The organism is Acidocella sp., assembly GCF_027352905.1.
GTDB lineage: Bacteria > Pseudomonadota > Alphaproteobacteria > Acetobacterales > Acetobacteraceae > Acidocella.
On the sequence record NZ_DAIEIF010000028.1, the window covers coordinates 1 to 17,013 of the forward strand.

Below are 17,013 nucleotides of genomic sequence, written 5' to 3' on the forward strand. Positions count from 1 at the left end.
ACTGAACGGCGCCGCCGCCATCATCCTCGACCCGCCCTTCACCGGCGCGGGCCCGCAAATCCGTTTCATTATCAAATCAGATGTCAAGCGCCTGATCTATATCAGCTGCAACCCCGACGCGCTCAGCACCGACGCCGCCCAGCTCCACCACGCCGGCTTCGCCCTCCTCCACGCCACCCCGATCGACCAGTTTTTATATTCGGATAATCTGGAAAGCGTGGTGGTGTTCGAGCGGTGATTTACCCAGAAAATAGAGCCCCAGTACTGCAAATACCCGGCAATCGTTTTATTTACATTCTAAATAAAAATTTTTCATTTCAAATATGACATGACCATGTCACGTCATATAGAAGCGTTATAGTGAGTAATACGGGCGACCTCCAAAAATTGCCGCTTGCTTCGGAAAAGATGAATTTTTTGTTCCAAAAACATTTTTACATTTTGCTAAAAAAAGAAATTGAACAAAAGAAAATTCTACCGGAGACAATATTTTTGTCAAGCCGTCTATATTTAACGGACAATTCGATTTAGTTCTTATCTTTTCCAAATACTCACTATCGTCACTAAAAATAATTTTCGGGCCATTCAATAGGCTAATTTTTTCACACATTTTCTCAACACTAATATCTGCTTCCGGGTAATATTTCATTAAATTTCCCCGTCTAATTGAAACACCATTTTCGATAACAGGCAGGCTTTCTAGCATTTCTTTCCATCGTCCCGCCGGTTGAAAATTTTCTTGATAAATTTGGCTCATCAACATCTCTTGAAAAGACTCCATATGAGGTAGCCGTAACTCCAACGAAGTTTCTACCAAAATTATATCTGCAGAACTTGAAGCGATCTCAGAAGCATCTTGAAACGGTTCTGCTCGCTTACTTTTTATTCTATGATCGAAAATTAAATGACTTTGAGCCGTCGACTGCTCCTTATACCAACCATCATCCGGCATCCATTCAGTAAAACACACATCAACATGTGTCCCCTCAAACAAAGGAATTTTAATGTCAAAAAAATGAGTAGGATCCGTTTCCTTCATGTAATTAACATGATCAACAATGCTTAAAGCCGAATCCTTAATCCAAAAATGATAAACTTCTCGGCCAGTCAGAAGCCCCAATAGCTTCGCAGAACAAAGAGCTCTCAGCCTATTGCCAAATCCCGCCTGAGGAGAAATAATCAATTTCTTTTTACTCATTTCAGTCATCCGATGCTCAGCTTATTTTTACGGAGTTCAGAGAAAAAATTTCTCAAAAACGTCTTTTTTAAACGCAACACAGACACCGTCTCTCACCTCCAAAATATGGCTCAAATTTATTTTTCTTGCCCCACACGAATCAAGAAACCCTAAGTTATTTTGTTGTTTTACAAAACTATCCCTGCTTCCAGGGCAGCCCCTCAACCTTCCAGCCCGCCACCGTGCCGCGGTGCCCCCTCGCGTCCAGCGGCCCCTCGAATCCGTCCTTGATGTTATAAACCTGCCGATATCCGGCCGCCCGGGCCACCAGCGCCGCCGCCTTCGAGCGCACACCCGACCGGCAGAGAAAATAAACCTTGGCGCCAACCCCAATATGCGCGGCCTTCAGCCCGTCCACAAATTCCGGGTTCTCCGTCACCGTCACCGGCCCCGCCCAGGAAATCAGCACCGGCTGCTTGCCCGCCTCGCCCAGTTCCGGCACGCCGACAAAATTCCACTCCGCCTGGGTGCGCACATCCACCAGCACGGCGTCGGGGTCGCTCATCAGCGCCTCCCACACATCCCGCGGCATGACGTCTTCAATCATCGGGCCCTCCGTCGTATAGAGTTTGGCACAAACATAGCGAGGATGAACGCTCATGGGAACAGCAGTGGCGGACGGTCTGGTTGGCGCGATCGGTAACACCCCGCTCATCCGCCTCAAACGGGCCTCGGCGGCCACCGGGTGCGAGATTCTGGCCAAGGCCGAATTCTGCTCCCCCGGCGGCTCGGTCAAAGACCGCGCGGCCCTCGCCATCATCCAAGATGCCGAGGCGCGCGGCCTGCTCTCGCCTGGCGGCACCATCGTCGAGGGCACGGCGGGCAATACCGGCATCGGCCTCACCTTGGTCGCCAATGCGCGGGGCTATAAAAGCATCATCGTCATGCCCGAAACCCAAAGCCGCGAGAAGATCGACTTCCTGCGCATGATCGGCGCCGATCTCCGCCTCGTGCCCGCCAAGCCTTTCAAGGATCCAGGCAATTACGTGCATGTTTCGCGCGCCCTGGCCGAGGAGCAAGGCGCGCTCTGGGCCAACCAGTTCGATAATCTGGCCAACCGCGAAGGCCACCGCCGCACCACCGGCCCCGAAATCTGGGCTCAGACCGGCGGCAAGATCGATGCCTTCACCTGCGCCTGCGGCACCGGCGGCACGCTGGCCGGTGTCTCGTTCGCGCTCAAAGAACACAACCCCCATATCAAAATCGTGCTGGCCGATCCTGAAGGTTCCGGGCTTTACGGGTGGGTGAAGCACAACGACCTCACCGTCACCGGCTCCTCCATCACCGAAGGCATCGGCCAGTCGCGCGTGCCCGGCAATCTCGATGGCGCCCCGATCGACGACGCCGTGAAAATCCCCGATCCCGAAGCCCTCGAACAGATTTTCGACCTGATGATTCATGAAGGTTTGAGCATCGGCGGTTCGGCGGGCATCAATGTCGCCGCCGCCATCCGCGTCGCGCGCGATCTGGGGCCGGGCCACACCGTGGTCACCATGCTCTGCGATTCCGGCGCGCGTTATCAAAGCAAATTATTCAACCCCGACTTCCTGAAATCGAAAAACCTGCCGGTGCCGTCATGGATGTAAGCGAACCCGCCCTGCTCGACGCCACCGAGCTGCTGAGCGCCTACCAAACCCGCGCGCTCACCCCGCTCGCGGCCTTGCAGGCGGTGATGGAGCGCATCGCCCGCCGCAACCCCGAAATCAACGCCTTCTCGGTCATGAACCCCGAGGCGCTCGATGCCGCGCGCGCCAGCACCGCGCGCTGGGCGCAGGGCACGCCGTGCGGCCCGATTGACGGCGTGCCTGTCACAATCAAGGATTTTCTCGACGTCAAAACCCTGCCCACGCGGCGCGGCAGCAAGGCCACCAGCGCCGCCCCCGCCCCCCATGATGCCCCGGTGGTCGAGTTTCTGCGCGCCGCCGGGGCGGTCATCATCGGCAAAACCACCGCTCCCGAATTTGGCTGGAAAATCGCCGGAGATTCGCCCCTCACCGGCGTCACCCGCAACCCGTGGGACAAATCGCGCGACACGGGCGGCTCATCTTCGGGGGCGGCGGCGGCGGCGGCGGCGTTTTTCGGCCCGCTCCATGTCGGCACCGATGCTTATGGCAGCATCAGACTTCCCGCCGCCTGGTGCGGGGTGGTGGGGGTGAAGCCAAGTTTCGGCCTCACGCCGCAATGGCCGCTCGGCGCCTTCGGCCATGTCGGCGCCGCTGGGCCAATCGCGCGGACTGTCAAAGATGCCGCTTTGCTGCTGGGAAGTTTGGCGGGCTATCACAAAGCCGATCCGTTCTCCCTCGATCTGCCCCGGCGCGATTACACCGCCACCCTCGAAGATGGTGTAGCGGGGCTCAAGATCGGCATTCTGCGCACGCCCGGTTTCGCCGCCCCGGCCGATGACGAACAATGGCAGGTGCTCGACCAGGCGCGCCAACTGCTCGAACAGCAAGGCGCCATCATCAGCGATGTCACCCTCCCCCTCCCCGATGTTTCGCGCCTGCTGGTCACGCTCTGGGGCATCGCCCAGGCCCGCCAGCTGGCGCTCATCACCCCCGAAAAACACCCCGAACTCGACCCGCTCTTTGTCGAAACCGCCAGGAAATTCCAGAATGTTTCGGGGCTTGACCTGCTCGATGCGGAAGCAAGGCGGCTGCGCGCCGCGCATGACATGGCGGCGCTCGGGCATGATGCCCTGCTCTGCCCCGCCGTGCCCCACGCCGCGCCGCTGGCCCAGGCCCTGCTCGAAGACCCGCCGCACGCCCTGGTGCACAACTGGGCGCCCTGGAGCTTTTTGTTCAACCTCACCCGCCAACCCGCCCTCACCCTGCCGGTTGGTGTGAACACAAACAATCTGCCGCTCGCCGTGCAAATCGCCGCGCCGCTCTACCGCGACGATCTGGCGCTCAAAATCGCCCGCGCCATCGAGCGCGCGCTGGGCTGACCCGCGCATAACATCACGCCCCCACACAAACCCACATTTTTTGTGGTTTTGTGTGGGTTTGGCGCCCAATTGGCGTGGGCGGGCTATTCGCCCGTGTCGCGCGCCACTTTCACCCGCTCCACCCGCCGCCCATCCATCGAGAGCACCTCGAATTTCCAGCCGCCGAAGATCAGCGCATCGCCCCGGCGCGCCGGGCGCAGCAGCAGGGCGAGCAGCAGCCCGCCCAGCGTGTGGTAGGTGCCCTCGGAGGGGAGGTCTGGCAGATGCAGCCGGGCCTTGATTTCATCGATGGGGGTGAGCCCGTCCAGCTCATAGCTCGAATCGGTGTCGGGTTCGGGGGCATGGGCCGGGGGGCCCTGGGCCTCGGCATCGCCGACGATCGCCTCGAGCACATCGGCGGCGGTGATGATGCCCTCGAAGCTGCCATATTCGTCGAGCACCAGGGCAAGGCCCAGCGGGTCGGCCTTCAGCCGCTCCAGGGCTTCCAGGGCGGTCACCGAATCGGGCAGGGCGATGGGCTGGCGGATGGCGCTGGCCAGGCTGACATCGCGGCCATCAAGCACGCGGTCGAGCACATCCTTGGTCAAAACGATGCCGGTGACGTTATCGACCGTGCGGTCGCAGACCACGAAGCGCGAATGGGGGGCGGTGCGCAGGCGGGCGATGATGTCGGCGCGCGGCGCGGTGCGGTCGATCCAGACGATCTCGGTGCGCGGGGTCATGATGGCGCGCACCGGCTTGTCGGCCAGGCGCAGCACGCGCTCGATGATGTCGCGCTCCTCCGTCTCCAGCACACCGGTTTCGGCGCCTTCCACCAGCATCGCCTTCAACTCCTCTTCGGAAACGCCGCGCCGGTCCTCCTGCTCCGGGCCGAAGAGGCGCAGCACGAGATAGGTGGTTTTGCGCAACAGCCATATGGCCGGAGCGGCGATTTTGGCGAGCAGCGAAATCGGCCCGGCCGCCACGACGGCCAGCCGCTCCGGATGGCGCAGGGCGAGCTGCTTGGGCACCAGCTCGCCAAAGACAAGAGTGAGATAGGTGATGACGATGACGGTGAGAATGACGCCCAGCGGGCCGGCATAAGGCTGGATGTAGGGGAGTTTTTCCAGCGGTCTTTGCAGCCGCTCGCCCAGCTGATCGCCGCCGAACACGCCGGTGAGAATGCCGATGAGAGTGATGCCGAACTGGGTGGTGGGCAGGAAACTTTCAGGGTCGTCCGCCAGCATGCGCGCCTGGGTGGCGCCCCGCACGCCCTGGCGTTCCATCAGGGTCAGCATCGCCCGGCGGGAGGAGACGAGCGCCAGCTCCGCCAGGGAGAAGGCGCCATTGAGCAGCACGAGAAGGGCGAGGATGAGAAGCTGCAACACCAAAGGCATGATGAACCTTGTAGCTGGATTTGCGGCGGGGAGCGATTGCCGTGACGGGGAGCGGCTTGGCTCAATTGTGAAATGAAGCCAACAAGGGAAATAATTGATAAATTTGGAAACACAACCGATCTGACCGCGTTAAGAGTTACAACATTAAAATTTGTTTGCCTTAGTTGGGCCACAATCGCGCCCATACGCCGCCGTACTGAATGCCGATGTTGAGGCTCGACCGGGGCTTGTCCCGGGCCAGCTCGGACTTCGCCATGACGTACCAGTCGCATATCCATCGCCAGGACGCTTTGATTTCCACCCGCAAGACCCGCCGGGGCTGGGCCTCGCCCGGCTCCTGGGCCGCCGCCTTGGGCGTGGGCGCGGTGGCGCTCGGCCTATGGGCCGGATTCAACCGTCCGGCGACGGATATTCCCGCCTATAAAGGCGATATTGGCGGTTTCGCCTTCTCGCCCTTCCATAAGGGTGAAAGCCCGGAAACCGGCGACTACCCCACCCCGGCCCAGATCAAAGCAGACCTCGCCCAGGTGGCCAAATACACCCATAACATCCGCACCTATACGGTGGAGGGCGATCTTGGCCAGATTCCCGCCCTGGCCGAGGGGCTGGGGCTGAATGTCACCCTCGGCGCGTGGCTGGACCGTCACCCGGACGCCAACGCCAGGGAACTCGCCAGCGTCATCCAGATCGCCAACGCCAATCCCGATGTGAAACAGGTGATGGTGGGCAATGAGAGCGTGCTGCGCGGCGACCTGACCGTGCCGGAGCTGGTGGCCGACATCCGCGCCGTGCAGAAACAGGTGCACGTGCCGGTCTCCACCGCCGAGCCCTGGCATGTCTGGCTCAAACATCCCGAACTCGCCAACTCGGTTGATTTCATCACCGTGCATCTGCTGCCCTATTGGGAGGGCGTGCCGGAGAAAATCGCCGTGCAGGACGCGATGCACCGCTACGAGCAGGTGCATGCGCGCTACCCTGATAAAAAGATCGTCATCGGCGAGATCGGCTGGCCCTCGGATGGCATCGATATTGGCGCCGCCCGCGCCAACACCATCAACCAGGCCCGCTTTCTGCGCGATTTCTTCAATCTGGCGCAGCAAAAGCATCTCGATTATTTCGTGATGGAAGCATTCGACCAGCCCTGGAAAACAAGTTTCGAGGGCCGCGCCGCCGGCTATTGGGGCATGTTCACGCTCGGCCGCCACGAGAAATGGTCGCTGACCGGCCCGGTCGAGAATCACCCGGAATGGAAATTCTATGCGCTGGGCGCGGCGCTGATGAGCCTGCTCGCCACCATGGCGCTGCTCTCCCGCCGCCCGGATATCCGCCTGCCCGGCAAGCTGCTCTTCGCCGTGCTGGTGGAGGGGTTCACCACGGCGCTGGCGATGCTGCTGATGAATATGGGCCAGACCTATCTCTCCTTGGCCGCCGCCGCCGTGTGGGGCGCGCTGGCGCTGGGGCAGGGGCTCCTGCTCTTCCTGCTCATCGCGGATAGTTTCGATCTGATGGAGACCGTGTTCGGCCGCGTCGTGCGCCGGCATTACGAGCCGATGCCCGCGCCTCATGGCACCCCGCTGCCCAAGGTCTCCCTGCATCTGCCGATCTGCAACGAGCCGCCGGAGATGGTGAAGCAGACGTTGAACAGCCTGGCCGCGCTGGATTACGAGCGGTTCGAGGTGCTGGTGATCGACAACAACACCACCGACCCGCGCGTATGGGAGCCGGTGGCCGAGCATTGCGCCCGGCTGGGGCCGAAATTCCGCTTCTTCACCCTGGGCAAATATCAGGGATACAAGGCGGGGGCGCTAAACTTCGCGCTGCGCGAGACCGCCGCCGACGCGCAGATCATCGGCGTGATCGACTCCGATTATCTGGTCGAGCCCGATTGGCTGCGCTCGATGGCGCCGGCCTTCGCCGACCCGGCGGTGGGCTTCACCCAGTCCCCCCAGGACTACCGGGATAACGATGGCTCGCTGTTCAAGCGGATGATGTTTTGGGAGTATGCGGGCTTCTTCCATGCCGGCATGGTGACGCGCAACGAGCGCAACGCCATCATCCAGCATGGCACGATGACGCTGATCCGCAAACAGGCCCTGCTGAACGAGAATGGCTGGGCGGAATGGTGCATCACCGAGGACAGCCAGCTTGGCCTGCGCCTGTTCCGCGCCGGGTATGAGGCGGTCTATTCCAAGAAGAGTTTCGGCAAGGGCGTGATGCCGGATGACTATAATGCTTTCCGCAAGCAGCGTTACCGCTGGGCCTATGGCGCCATGCGCATCGTTCGCGCCAATGCGGGCCCGCTCTTCAACCCTTTCAACAAGGAGCTGACGGCGGGCCAGCGCTGGCATTTCATCACTGGCTGGCTGCCCTGGTTTGGCGATGCGTTGGGGCTGGTCTTCCTCGCCATGGGGCTGGCCTGGTCGGCGGGGCTGATCTTCGACCCGGTGCGGTTCGAATTCCCCATCGCCCTGTTCATGCTGCCCTCCATCGGCCTGTTCCTGTTCAAGATCGCGCAGATCCTTGCCCTCTATAAGAGCCGGGTGCCCTGCGGGTTCATGGACCGTCTGGGCGCGGCGGTGGCGGGGCTGGCGCTGTCCCATTCCATCGGCAAGGCGGTATGGAAGGGGCTGTTCTCCAATAAACTGCCCTTCCTGCGCACGCCGAAAATGGAGGATGCCCCGGCGCTGGTGCAGGGGCTGGTGATGGCCCGCGAGGAGCTGGTGATCCTGGTGCTCACCTGGGCGGCGGCGCTGGCGGTGGGGTTTGGCCATCATTGGGCGACGCTGGAGACACGGCTTTGGGTGGCGGTGCTGTTCACCCAATCCATGCCGTATCTGGCTTCCGTGGGGGTCTCCATTCTAGCCGCGCTGCCCGCCAAGATGGTCAAGCCCGTCGCGCTGCCGGCTCTCCGGCCCGTGCCTGCCGCGCTGCTGCATCCGGCCGCCGGGGATTAAAATCCTGGAGCCAGGAGCGATTCGTCAACGCGCGGGGGCTTTTCAACCGCCCCCGCAGCCGGTATAGAGGCCGCCGTCTGGCATGGCCAGGCGGCGAGGGTGCATAGCTCAGTTGGTAGAGCAGCTGACTCTTAATCAGTAGGTCCAAGGTTCGAATCCTTGTGCACCCACCATCAAGCTTTCAAATTCCCACACATCAGGAAACCTCACCCGGTTTCAGAGCTGGCCCAGGCGGCGGAGGTGGACACCACGACCCGCACGGGCCGCATGACCCCTGCTGCAAGCCCGAAACCTGCGGAGGCGGTTTGGCGCCATCATGGCGCTGGACGATGTGTCCCCTCTCCTTGCGCCGCCATGAGATCCTCCCATCGTGGGCGAGAGCGGCTCGGGAAAATCGACATTGTTGGACGTTCTCTCCGGCCGCATGGAAGCGGAGTCCGGCGAGGTTCTCACGCCAGGCGCTGCGGCTTTCCGTGACGGCGGGGGGCAATATCGGCGAGCGGCTCATGGCAGCGGGCAACCGCCATTATGGACATATCCGCGCGACCGCCACCCATTGGCTCCACGCGGTGGAAATTGACCCGTCCCGCATCGATGACTACCCTCTGTATTTTTCGGGTGGCATGATGCAGCGTTTCCTGCGCGCCATGCCCCGCGGCGCGGCGCTGGTGGGGATTTTTCATGATAAGTTCGTCCGTGACGCGGCCCCGGACCGGGAACGATGCCTGGAACCGTTGAAAGAGGATGCATGACGAGTTTTGCCAATGCCCGTCTCGTTCTGCCGGAGGAGATCCGTGAAGGCGGCCTGACGGTCGAGAACGGGGTTATCACCCAGCTGGAGGCCGCTGACGGTCATGATTGCGAAGGCGATCTCCTCATGCCGGGAATGATCGACCTGCATACGGATAATCTTGAACGCCAGGCCCAGCCGCGCTCCAGCGCGCGCTGGCCGTCCCGCTCCGCGCTTTTGATCCATGACGCGCAATGCGTGGCGGCGGGTATCACCACCGTGTTCGACGCTCTCTGTCTCGGCGATATCGGCTTCGAGAAAGAGCGCAACCAGACTTTCCACGATGGCTATAGGGATCTGAGCGAAATGCAGCCCAGCGGCGCGCTGAAGGCCGAGCATTTCCTGCATCTGCGTTGTGAACTGCCGGCGGCTGAGATGGCCGCCATGCTGGCGGATGTGATCGGCCATCCGCTGGTCAGGCTGATTTCCATCATGGATCACAGCCCCGGCATTGGCGGCCAATACAAGGATGCGGCGCGTTACCGGCGCATGCGCGCGGCCGAAGGGTTTGGCGAGGACGAGATCGAGACCATGATTCTTGAGCTGACCGCTTCCCGCCAGGCCTATTACCATTCCAACCGCGACTTCGTATTGGCGCGGGCGAGTGCGCATGGCGTCCCCATCGCCTCGCATGACGACCATAGCGAGACTGATATTCTCCGCAACGAGGCGGATGGCATCTCCATCGCGGAATTTCCCGTCTCGCTCGCCGCGGCGCGGGAAGCCAAATTACGGGGCATGCGCGTGATCGCGGGCGCTCCGAACATCGTCCGGGGAGGCTCGCATTCCGGCAATGTCGCGGTGATGGATCTGGTGCGCGAGAGGCTTTTGGATGCCCTGGCTTCGGATTATGTGCCCGCCTCGATGCTGGAGGCCGCCATGAGCATCGCGACGCAAGGATGCATGTCTCTGCCGGGCGCGCTGGCGTTGGTGACCTCCGGGCCGGCCGATATCGCCAGGTTGCATGACCGGGGGCGCCTCGTCCCCGGCCAGCGGGGAGATCTGGTGCAGCTGCGGATGTATGAGGGGTTTCCCGTCATTCGCTCCGTCTGGCGGGAAGGAGTCCGGATCGGCTGAGTTCGCATGACCGGGCCTTCTAGACTGGAAATAAGCCCGGTCTTCTAACGTGCAGTCATCATGGCTGGCCATGGGGATACCCGCCTCGCGCGCCGCCGCCGCCAGGCGCCGTTGCGCCGCTTCCATCGCCGCCTGGGGGATGTTGGCGGCGCGGCGGGCATCCGCGCAAAACGCCTCGTGGCTTTGGCCGGAACGTTCGGCGAATTTCGCCGCTGCCGCCGGGTTCGCCAGCTTTTTCAAAATGCTCGGCGTATGGTGCCGAAATCGCCTCATTTCAATCCGGCGATGTCAGCGCTTTCTGCGCCCGCCATCATCCCGGCGCGGGCTGCGCCTCTTAAAGCATTTCCATTCACTCGGTTGATCGAAAACGCTCTAACGTTTTGTCTGGGCGAGCATGTTGTTCTCACGCTCAGGCGGTTTGCGCCATCGCATGGATGCGCTCCACCATCGCCGCCACGCCATTGCCCCGGTTGGTCGAGAGCGCCCCGATGAGGCCGAGATCATGAAGAAATTTCGGCGGGGTGGCGAGAATCTCCGCGCGGCCGCGGCCCGAATAGACACGCAGCACCAGCGCCACCAGCCCGGAGACGATGGCGGCGTCCGATGCGCCGGTGAGCCAGAGCTTGCCATCCCGCTCCTCCGCCGCCAGCCAGACCTGTGATTGGCAGCCGCGCACCCGGTGCGCCTCGTCCTGCCATGCGGCGGGGTAGGGAGGCAGGGTCCGCCCTTGTTCGATGATGAATTCGTAGCGGTCCATCCAGTCATCGAACAAGGCGAGCTCCTCCCCGATGGCGGCGATGGCCTCCGCCGCGCTCGTCTCGCGCGGTATGTAGAATTCCGTCATATCCAGCCTCTTTTGCGGAACCAGAGCAGCGGGGCGATGGCCGATACGACCATCACGCCCCAGGCATAGGCATAGCCAAATTTCCAGCTCAACTCGGGGATATTCTTGAAGTTCATTCCGTAAATTCCTGCGATCAGCGTCGGCGGTATGCCGACGATGGACACGACGGTGAGAACCTTGATGAGGCTGTTCTGCGCGATATTGATAAGTCCCAGCGTCGTATCCAGCAGAAACTGCACCTTATCCGTGAGGTGGGTGGAGAACTCGTTCAGCGAGGACACGTCCTTCTGAATGGATTTAAGCCGCTCGCGCACCGTTTTCGGCATCCATTCGACGGCGCTGATCGCATAAGGCGCGATGCGGGCGACGCCGAGCTGCGAATCGCGAAGATAGGAGATCGTATCGTAATCCTGCCCCAGCTTCACGAGCAGCGCCTGCAATTCACGCTCCGCGTTGCGGGCCCCGTTGCGGCTGCCGAACCGGTGGTGAAAAATCCGGTGGCTCAATTCGTCCAGCTCCTCGCGCAGCCGTTCCAGCGCGTCCGCCAGCCGGTCGACAATCCCCTCCAACAGTCCCGAAAAAATATCCGCGCTGGCGAGCTGGCCCTCGGGCGGAGCGGAAGCGGAGAATTGGGTGAACAGCGTGCTGGGGGCGAAGCGTATGGTCACGAGATATTTGGGGGAGAGGACGAAACCGCATACCCCGTCCTCGACGCTATCCGGGAGGCGCACCACCACCGGCAGGGAAAGAGTGAGGATATCGCCCTTCACGGAGAGGCGCGAGGAGGTTTCGATCTCCGCCAGCTCCGCGTGATGGGGCAGGGGAAAGCCGGTGATGCGGGTGACGAGGGCATATTCCTCGGGCGCTGGCGTCTCGAGGTCGAACCAGATCGCCTCGCTCGCCTTCTCGGGGGGGAGGCAGTGCAGATGCCCATCTTGGCAGGCATAGGCTTTTAGCATTTCCGCTCCCCTCCGTCCGGGCCAGCCATATCAGCGGCGCGGGCGCGGGCCAAGCCGGGCGGCTCAGCCCGGCCCCAGCAGGCGGCCGAGCACGCGGGCGGTGTAATCCACCACCGGGATGATGCGGCCGTAATTGATACGGGTCGGGCCGATCACGCCGATGGCGCCGACGATCCGGTCCTGGGCGTTGCGCGCGGGGGCGACGATCATCGAGATGCCGGCGGTGCCGAACAGCCCGGATTCCGCGCCGATGAAAATTCGCACCCCGTCGGATTCCTCGGCGAGTTCGAGCAGTTTGAGCAGGGTTTCCTCGGTCTCCAGCCGCTTGAACAGCGCCTGGATCGCGCTCAGCTTCTCCAGCTGGTCGATATCCTCCAGCAGCCGCCCTTGCCCCCGCAAGATCAGCGAGCTGGAGCGGCCCTCCCCCCGTCCGGCATGGCCCCAGGTGGCGAGCCCGGCCTCGACCACGGCGCTGGTCAGCTCGTCCAGGGCCGAGCGGTCGGCGGCGAGCTCCGCGCTTACGCGGCGGCGCAATTCCGCCAGGGTTTGGCCGGAGAGCCGGGCATTGAGGAAATTACTGGCCTGTTGCAGGGCGCTGGGCGGCAGGCCGGGCGGGGTTTCGATGATGCGGTTTTCCACCTGCCCGTCCGCGGCCACCAGCACCACCAGCGCCCGGCCGGGGGAAAGCGGCACGAATTCCACATGCTTCACCGGCCCGTCGCCCTTGGGCGCCAGCACCAGCCCGGCGGCGGCGGAAAGGCCGGAAAGCAGGGAGGAGGCTTCCGTCAGGGTTTCCTGCAGGGAGCGCCCGGCGCGGGCCAAGGCCAGGTTGATGTTGAGCCGCTCCTCCTCCGATAATTCGCCAAATTGCAGCAGCCCGTCGACAAAAAGGCGCAGGCCGCGCTCCGTCGGCAGCCGCCCGGCGGAGGTATGGGGTGAAAACAGCAGCCCGGCCTCGGTCAGATCCGCCATCACGTTGCGGATGGTGGCGGGGGAGAGTTTTTGCGGCAGCAGGCGGGAGAGCGTCCGGCTGCCCACCGGCTCGCCGGTTTCCACATATTGCTCCACGATCTCGCGCAGCACGGCGGCGGAGCGGATATCGAGCCCCGGCGGCAGGCGCTGGGGCGCGGATTTCGGTCTATGGTCCATTTGGCGTTGCTCGGATAATAGCACCTCAAACAGGTATTGGAGTATATAAGTATGCGGCCCTCAGGCAGAGAATTCAACGCGCTGCGCCCGGTTTCCATCGAGACCGGCATTTCCCGCCATGCCGAGGGCTCGGCGATCATCCGTATGGGCGATACCGAGGTGCTGTGCACCGCCAGCGTGGAGGGCAAGGTGCCGCCCTTCATGCGCGGCCAGGGCGAGGGTTGGGTGACGGCGGAATACGGCATGCTGCCCCGCGCCACCCATACGCGCGGCGACCGTGAGGCGGCGCGCGGCAAGCAATCCGGCCGCACCCAGGAGATTCAGCGTCTCATCGGCCGCAGCCTGCGCGCGGTGGTGGACCGCAAGGCGATGGGCGAGATCACCATCACCCTGGATTGTGACGTGCTGAACGCCGATGGCGGCACGCGCTGCGCCTCCATCACCGGCGCCTATGTCGCCCTGGCCCTCGCCTTCCGCAAGCTGCGCGCGGCGAATGTCATCAAGGCGATGCCGCTGAGCGGCCAGGTGGCGGCGGTCTCCTGCGGCATCTTTCAGGGCCAGCCCGTCCTCGACCTCGATTATGCCGAGGATTCCGCCGCCGATGCCGACGCGAATTTCATCCTCACGCAAAGCGGGGGTATCGTCGAAATCCAGGCGACGGCGGAAAAATCCACCTTCGACGAGGCTGCCTTCAACGCCCTGCTCGGCCTGGCGCGCAAGGGCGTCGCGGAATTGTTCGCCGCCCAGAAAAAGGCGCTGGGTTGAGCGCGGCGGCGTGAATATTGGCTTGATCGTCGCGGCGGGGCGCGGCTACCGGCTGGGCGGGCCGCTGCCCAAGCAATATCTGCCGCTGGCGGGCCGGCCCGTCCTTCGCCATACCATCGCGGCCCTCACCCGCCACCCGGCCATCGGCGCGGTGCAAGTGCTGATCCATCCCGATGACCAGGCGCTCTACGCGGAGGCCGCCGCCGGGTTGGAGAAGCTGCTGCCGGTCCGCTTCGGCGGCGCGGAGCGCCAGGATTCGGTGCGGTTGGGGCTGGAGGCCATCGCGGCGCTGCAGCCGCAGGCGGTGCTGATCCATGACGCCGTTCGCCCCTTCATCGCGCCCGAGACCATTTCCGCCGTGCTGGCGGCGCTGGCGCGCGGACCCGCCGCCATCGTGGGCGTGCCACTGGCCGATACGCTGAAGCGGGTGGAGAACGGCGCGGTGACCGGCACGGTGAGCCGGGCCGGGCTGTGGCGGGCGCAAACCCCGCAAGGCTTCCGCTTCGCGGAGATTTTGCGGGCGCACCGCCACGCGGCGGCCAGCGCTCCGGCCATCCAATTCACCGATGACGCGATGGTGGCCGAACATGCCGGGTTGCGGGTGGAGATGGTGGCGGGCTCGGAGGATAATTTCAAAATCACCACCGCCGCTGATCTGGCCCGGGCGGAGGCGATGCTGCTGCAAGACTGAACCGGAGACATTGCCCATGCTGTCCATGCTGCCCAGGCCCGCCGCTCTCGCCCTCATCATCTCGGTATTCGCCTCGCCCGCCGCCGCCCAGACGGTGCTGACCCTCGGCGCGGAGGGCACCGCCCTGGCCACGCCGGACGAGGCGGTGGCGCAATTCCTCGTCCAGGCGGAGAGGCCGGATGCCGCCAGCGCCCAGGCGGCGGTGAACCAGGCCGTCAGCGAGGCCATCGCCGCGGCGCGGTCCGTGCCCGGCGTGGTGGTCACCACCGGCGGCTATGATAGTTTTTCCTCCCGCGCGGATAACGGAGCCAAGCCGCAATTCACGGCGCAGCAAAACCTGACCCTCACCCAGCCCGCAACGGAAGGCGTGCCCGGCCCCGCCTTCGCCGCTCTCCTGGGCCGGCTGCAGGCGGCGGGCTTGCTGCTCAACGGCCTGCGGGGCGATCTCTCTCCGGCCGGGCGGGTGCGGGCGCGCGACGAGGCGATAAAGGACGCGCTGGCGCAATTGCGGGCGGAGGCCGGGGTGGTGGCCGAGGCTCTGCACAAGCCGGTCACTGCCCTCAAGACGCTGACGGTGAACGCCGATGGCGGCGGCCCCCCGCCCATGCCGATGATGAAGGCGCTCGCCGCCGCGCCCGCGCCGCAATCGGCGCCGGATCAGATCACGATCACCGCCAGTGTCAGCGCCGAGATCGTGCTGGGCGGGACGCAAAAACAGCAAGGCGGGACATAAAAATGGCCGGGACATTGCCCGGCCATTGACGTTAGAACGCCCGCTCGCGCCTCAGGGAAACCGCTTCCGCGTGTAAACATAGGCGAGGTAGCAGAGCCCCAGATAGAGGAAGGGGATGAAGAAAATCAGACTTTCCAGTTCCGCCGGCATCAGACCTCTCCATTTCCGTTCTGGCGCTGATTGTCGAGCATGATCGCGCCGCACGCGGCGATCAGCACGATCATCACCGTGCCCACCATCCAGGCGAAGTACCAGGGGCCGTAATCCCCGGCCACCACCGCCAGCAGCAGCGCCAGGCAGAGCACGAGAAACAGGCCGATAAAGGTGAAAGTTTTACCCATTTGCGTGGCTCCTTAATAGCCGTGATCGTCGTGGGTCACGTAATCCATCTTCACCTTGCCGCGCATCACATAGAAGCACCATGAGGTGTAGCAGATGATGATGGGCGTGAAGACCAGGGCGAAGAGCAGCATCCAGCCGAGATTATAGGCGCTGCCCGAAGCGTTCCAGACCGTGAGGCTCTGGCTGGGATTGGTGGTGGAGGGCATGAGGAAGGGGAACATGGAGGCGCCGGTGGTGAAAATCGCCCCCACCCAGCCGATCGCGCCCAGCCACCAGGCGATCACCGGTTTGCGCGCCGCGTTCATCAGCACCGCGCCCAGCATGCCGACCACGCCGAGGAGCGGCAATGCCCAGAGCAGGGGGTAGGCGGCGTAATTATGCATCCAGGCTCCCACCACCGGCGCGACGCTCTGGCCGGTGAGGGGGGTGGCCGGCGCGCCGGGATTCACCGGCGCGGTCATGGCGAAGCCTTTGAGATGCGCGACCCAGAAGCCGCCGACGATGAACAGCGCCACGCCAATGATGCCGCCCCAGATGGCGGCGGCGCGGGCGCGGCTGAAAATCGGCTCCTCGCCGCGCAGCATCAGCATGGTGCCGCCCTGCTGGATGGAGAGCGCCAGCGACATCACCCCGCACAACAGGGCGAAGGGGTTTAGCAGATAGAAGATGAACGATTCATCCTGATAATATTGCCCGGTCCAGTCGTAATGATAGCCGACCCCCTGCATGACATTGCCGAAGGCGGCGCCATAGACGATCATCGGCAGCGCGCCCGAGATCAGGAAGGCCCAGTCCCAGGTGGCGCGCCATTTGCCCGTCTCCACCTTCGAGCGGTACTCGAAGGCCACGGGGCGCATGATCATGCTGAACAGCAGCAGGATCATCACCACGTAAAAGACCGAGAAGGAGGTGGCGTAGAGGGTGGGGAAGGCGGCGAAGATCGCGCCGCCGCCCAGGATGAACCACACCTGGTTACCGTCCCAATGCGGGCCGATGATGTTGAGCGCGACGCGGCGCTCGGCATCGGTCTTGCCGACAAAGCGCAGCAAGGTGCCCACTCCCATATCCATCCCCACCATCACGGCGAGGCCGGAGAGCAGCACACCGAGCAGCACCGCCCAGACGAGTTTCAGAATTACATAAACTTCCATA

16 protein-coding genes, 1 tRNA gene and 2 pseudogenes are annotated in these 17,013 nt (G+C 63.2%); 11 read left to right on the forward strand and 8 right to left on the reverse strand.

From position 1 onward, the window contains the following. Positions 1-238 (forward strand): annotated as a pseudogene (locus M7H45_RS03985) (class I SAM-dependent RNA methyltransferase); the annotation flags it as partial. A 117-nt stretch (positions 239-355) separates the two neighbouring features. On the opposite strand, the gene M7H45_RS03990 reads toward M7H45_RS03985, so the two are convergent. Then, the gene (locus M7H45_RS03990) at positions 356-1,207 is read right to left on the reverse strand and encodes a hypothetical protein (protein WP_298214935.1); all 852 of its coding nucleotides are present in this window, start codon (positions 1,205-1,207) and stop codon (positions 356-358) included. A 166-nt stretch (positions 1,208-1,373) separates the two neighbouring features. Further along, on the reverse strand, positions 1,374-1,784 hold the full coding sequence (locus M7H45_RS03995) for a rhodanese-like domain-containing protein (RefSeq protein WP_298214937.1): 411 nt from the start codon (positions 1,782-1,784) through the stop codon (positions 1,374-1,376). Positions 1,785-1,836: 52 nt separating this feature from the next. Here M7H45_RS03995 and M7H45_RS04000 point away from each other — a divergent pair, with 52 nt between their 5' ends. Next, a complete protein-coding gene (locus M7H45_RS04000; RefSeq protein ID WP_298214939.1) occupies positions 1,837-2,823 on the forward strand; it encodes a cysteine synthase A in 987 nt (328 codons plus the stop codon). After that, positions 2,814-4,181 carry an amidase family protein gene (locus M7H45_RS04005; RefSeq protein WP_298214941.1) on the forward strand — a complete coding sequence of 456 codons (1,368 nt, stop codon included), beginning with the start codon at positions 2,814-2,816 and terminating at the stop codon, positions 4,179-4,181. Before M7H45_RS04000 ends, M7H45_RS04005 begins: the two co-directional genes overlap by 10 nt. A gap of 83 nt (positions 4,182-4,264) precedes the next feature. Here the strand turns inward: M7H45_RS04005 and M7H45_RS04010 are convergent, their stop codons facing one another. Beyond that, positions 4,265-5,557 carry a hemolysin family protein gene (locus tag M7H45_RS04010; protein ID WP_298214943.1) on the reverse strand — a complete coding sequence of 431 codons (1,293 nt, stop codon included), beginning with the start codon at positions 5,555-5,557 and terminating at the stop codon, positions 4,265-4,267. Between the two features lie 254 nt (positions 5,558-5,811). On the opposite strand from M7H45_RS04010, the gene M7H45_RS04015 reads away from it, so the two are divergent. The 5 genes and pseudogenes from M7H45_RS04015 (at position 5,812) to M7H45_RS04030 (ending at position 10,378) form a co-directional block, all read left to right on the forward strand. Then, a complete protein-coding gene (locus M7H45_RS04015; protein WP_298214945.1) occupies positions 5,812-8,511 on the forward strand; it encodes a glycosyltransferase in 2,700 nt (899 codons plus the stop codon). Between the two features lie 97 nt (positions 8,512-8,608). Further along, positions 8,609-8,684: transfer RNA gene (locus M7H45_RS04020), tRNA-Lys, on the forward strand. A gap of 197 nt (positions 8,685-8,881) precedes the next feature. Continuing rightward, positions 8,882-8,935, forward strand: a pseudogene (locus tag M7H45_RS11325) (hypothetical protein); the annotation flags it as partial. A 49-nt stretch (positions 8,936-8,984) separates the two neighbouring features. Continuing rightward, positions 8,985-9,263: a hypothetical protein gene (locus tag M7H45_RS11330; RefSeq protein ID WP_366145509.1), complete on the forward strand. Its 279-nt coding sequence runs from the start codon at positions 8,985-8,987 to the stop codon at positions 9,261-9,263. Next, positions 9,260-10,378 (forward strand): alpha-D-ribose 1-methylphosphonate 5-triphosphate diphosphatase, encoded by a 1,119-nt coding sequence (locus M7H45_RS04030; protein WP_298214947.1) that lies wholly within the window; start codon positions 9,260-9,262, stop codon positions 10,376-10,378. The genes M7H45_RS11330 and M7H45_RS04030 overlap by 4 nt, the downstream gene beginning before the upstream one ends. Before the next feature lie 409 nt (positions 10,379-10,787). Here the strand turns inward: M7H45_RS04030 and M7H45_RS04035 are convergent, their stop codons facing one another. From M7H45_RS04035 to hrcA, 3 genes are all read right to left on the reverse strand, one after another. Beyond that, complete coding sequence (locus M7H45_RS04035; protein WP_298214949.1) at positions 10,788-11,222, reverse strand: SufE family protein; 435 nt, start codon at positions 11,220-11,222, stop codon at positions 10,788-10,790. Then, on the reverse strand, positions 11,219-12,181 hold the full coding sequence (locus M7H45_RS04040) for a magnesium transporter CorA family protein (protein WP_298214951.1): 963 nt from the start codon (positions 12,179-12,181) through the stop codon (positions 11,219-11,221). Before M7H45_RS04040 ends, M7H45_RS04035 begins: the two co-directional genes overlap by 4 nt. A 63-nt stretch (positions 12,182-12,244) precedes the next feature. Beyond that, complete coding sequence (hrcA, locus tag M7H45_RS04045) at positions 12,245-13,330, reverse strand: heat-inducible transcriptional repressor HrcA (protein WP_298214953.1); 1,086 nt, start codon at positions 13,328-13,330, stop codon at positions 12,245-12,247. A 51-nt stretch (positions 13,331-13,381) separates the two neighbouring features. Here hrcA and rph point away from each other — a divergent pair, with 51 nt between their 5' ends. From rph to M7H45_RS04060, 3 genes are read left to right on the forward strand one after another with little or no spacing between them, the layout of a single operon-like run. Next, on the forward strand, positions 13,382-14,095 hold the full coding sequence (gene rph / locus M7H45_RS04050) for a ribonuclease PH (protein WP_298214955.1): 714 nt from the start codon (positions 13,382-13,384) through the stop codon (positions 14,093-14,095). 10 nt (positions 14,096-14,105) lie between these two features. After that, the gene (gene ispD, locus M7H45_RS04055) at positions 14,106-14,786 is read left to right on the forward strand and encodes a 2-C-methyl-D-erythritol 4-phosphate cytidylyltransferase (protein WP_298214957.1); all 681 of its coding nucleotides are present in this window, start codon (positions 14,106-14,108) and stop codon (positions 14,784-14,786) included. A gap of 16 nt (positions 14,787-14,802) precedes the next feature. Then, on the forward strand, positions 14,803-15,519 hold the full coding sequence (locus M7H45_RS04060) for an SIMPL domain-containing protein (RefSeq protein WP_298214960.1): 717 nt from the start codon (positions 14,803-14,805) through the stop codon (positions 15,517-15,519). A 149-nt stretch (positions 15,520-15,668) separates the two neighbouring features. On the opposite strand, the gene M7H45_RS04065 is transcribed toward M7H45_RS04060, so the two are convergent. Both M7H45_RS04065 and cydB read right to left on the reverse strand, forming a co-directional pair. Further along, complete coding sequence (locus tag M7H45_RS04065; protein ID WP_298214962.1) at positions 15,669-15,860, reverse strand: hypothetical protein; 192 nt, start codon at positions 15,858-15,860, stop codon at positions 15,669-15,671. A 12-nt stretch (positions 15,861-15,872) separates the two neighbouring features. Then, positions 15,873-17,012 carry a cytochrome d ubiquinol oxidase subunit II gene (gene cydB / locus M7H45_RS04070; RefSeq protein WP_298214964.1) on the reverse strand — a complete coding sequence of 380 codons (1,140 nt, stop codon included), beginning with the start codon at positions 17,010-17,012 and terminating at the stop codon, positions 15,873-15,875. Between the last annotated feature and the right edge of the window lies 1 nt (position 17,013).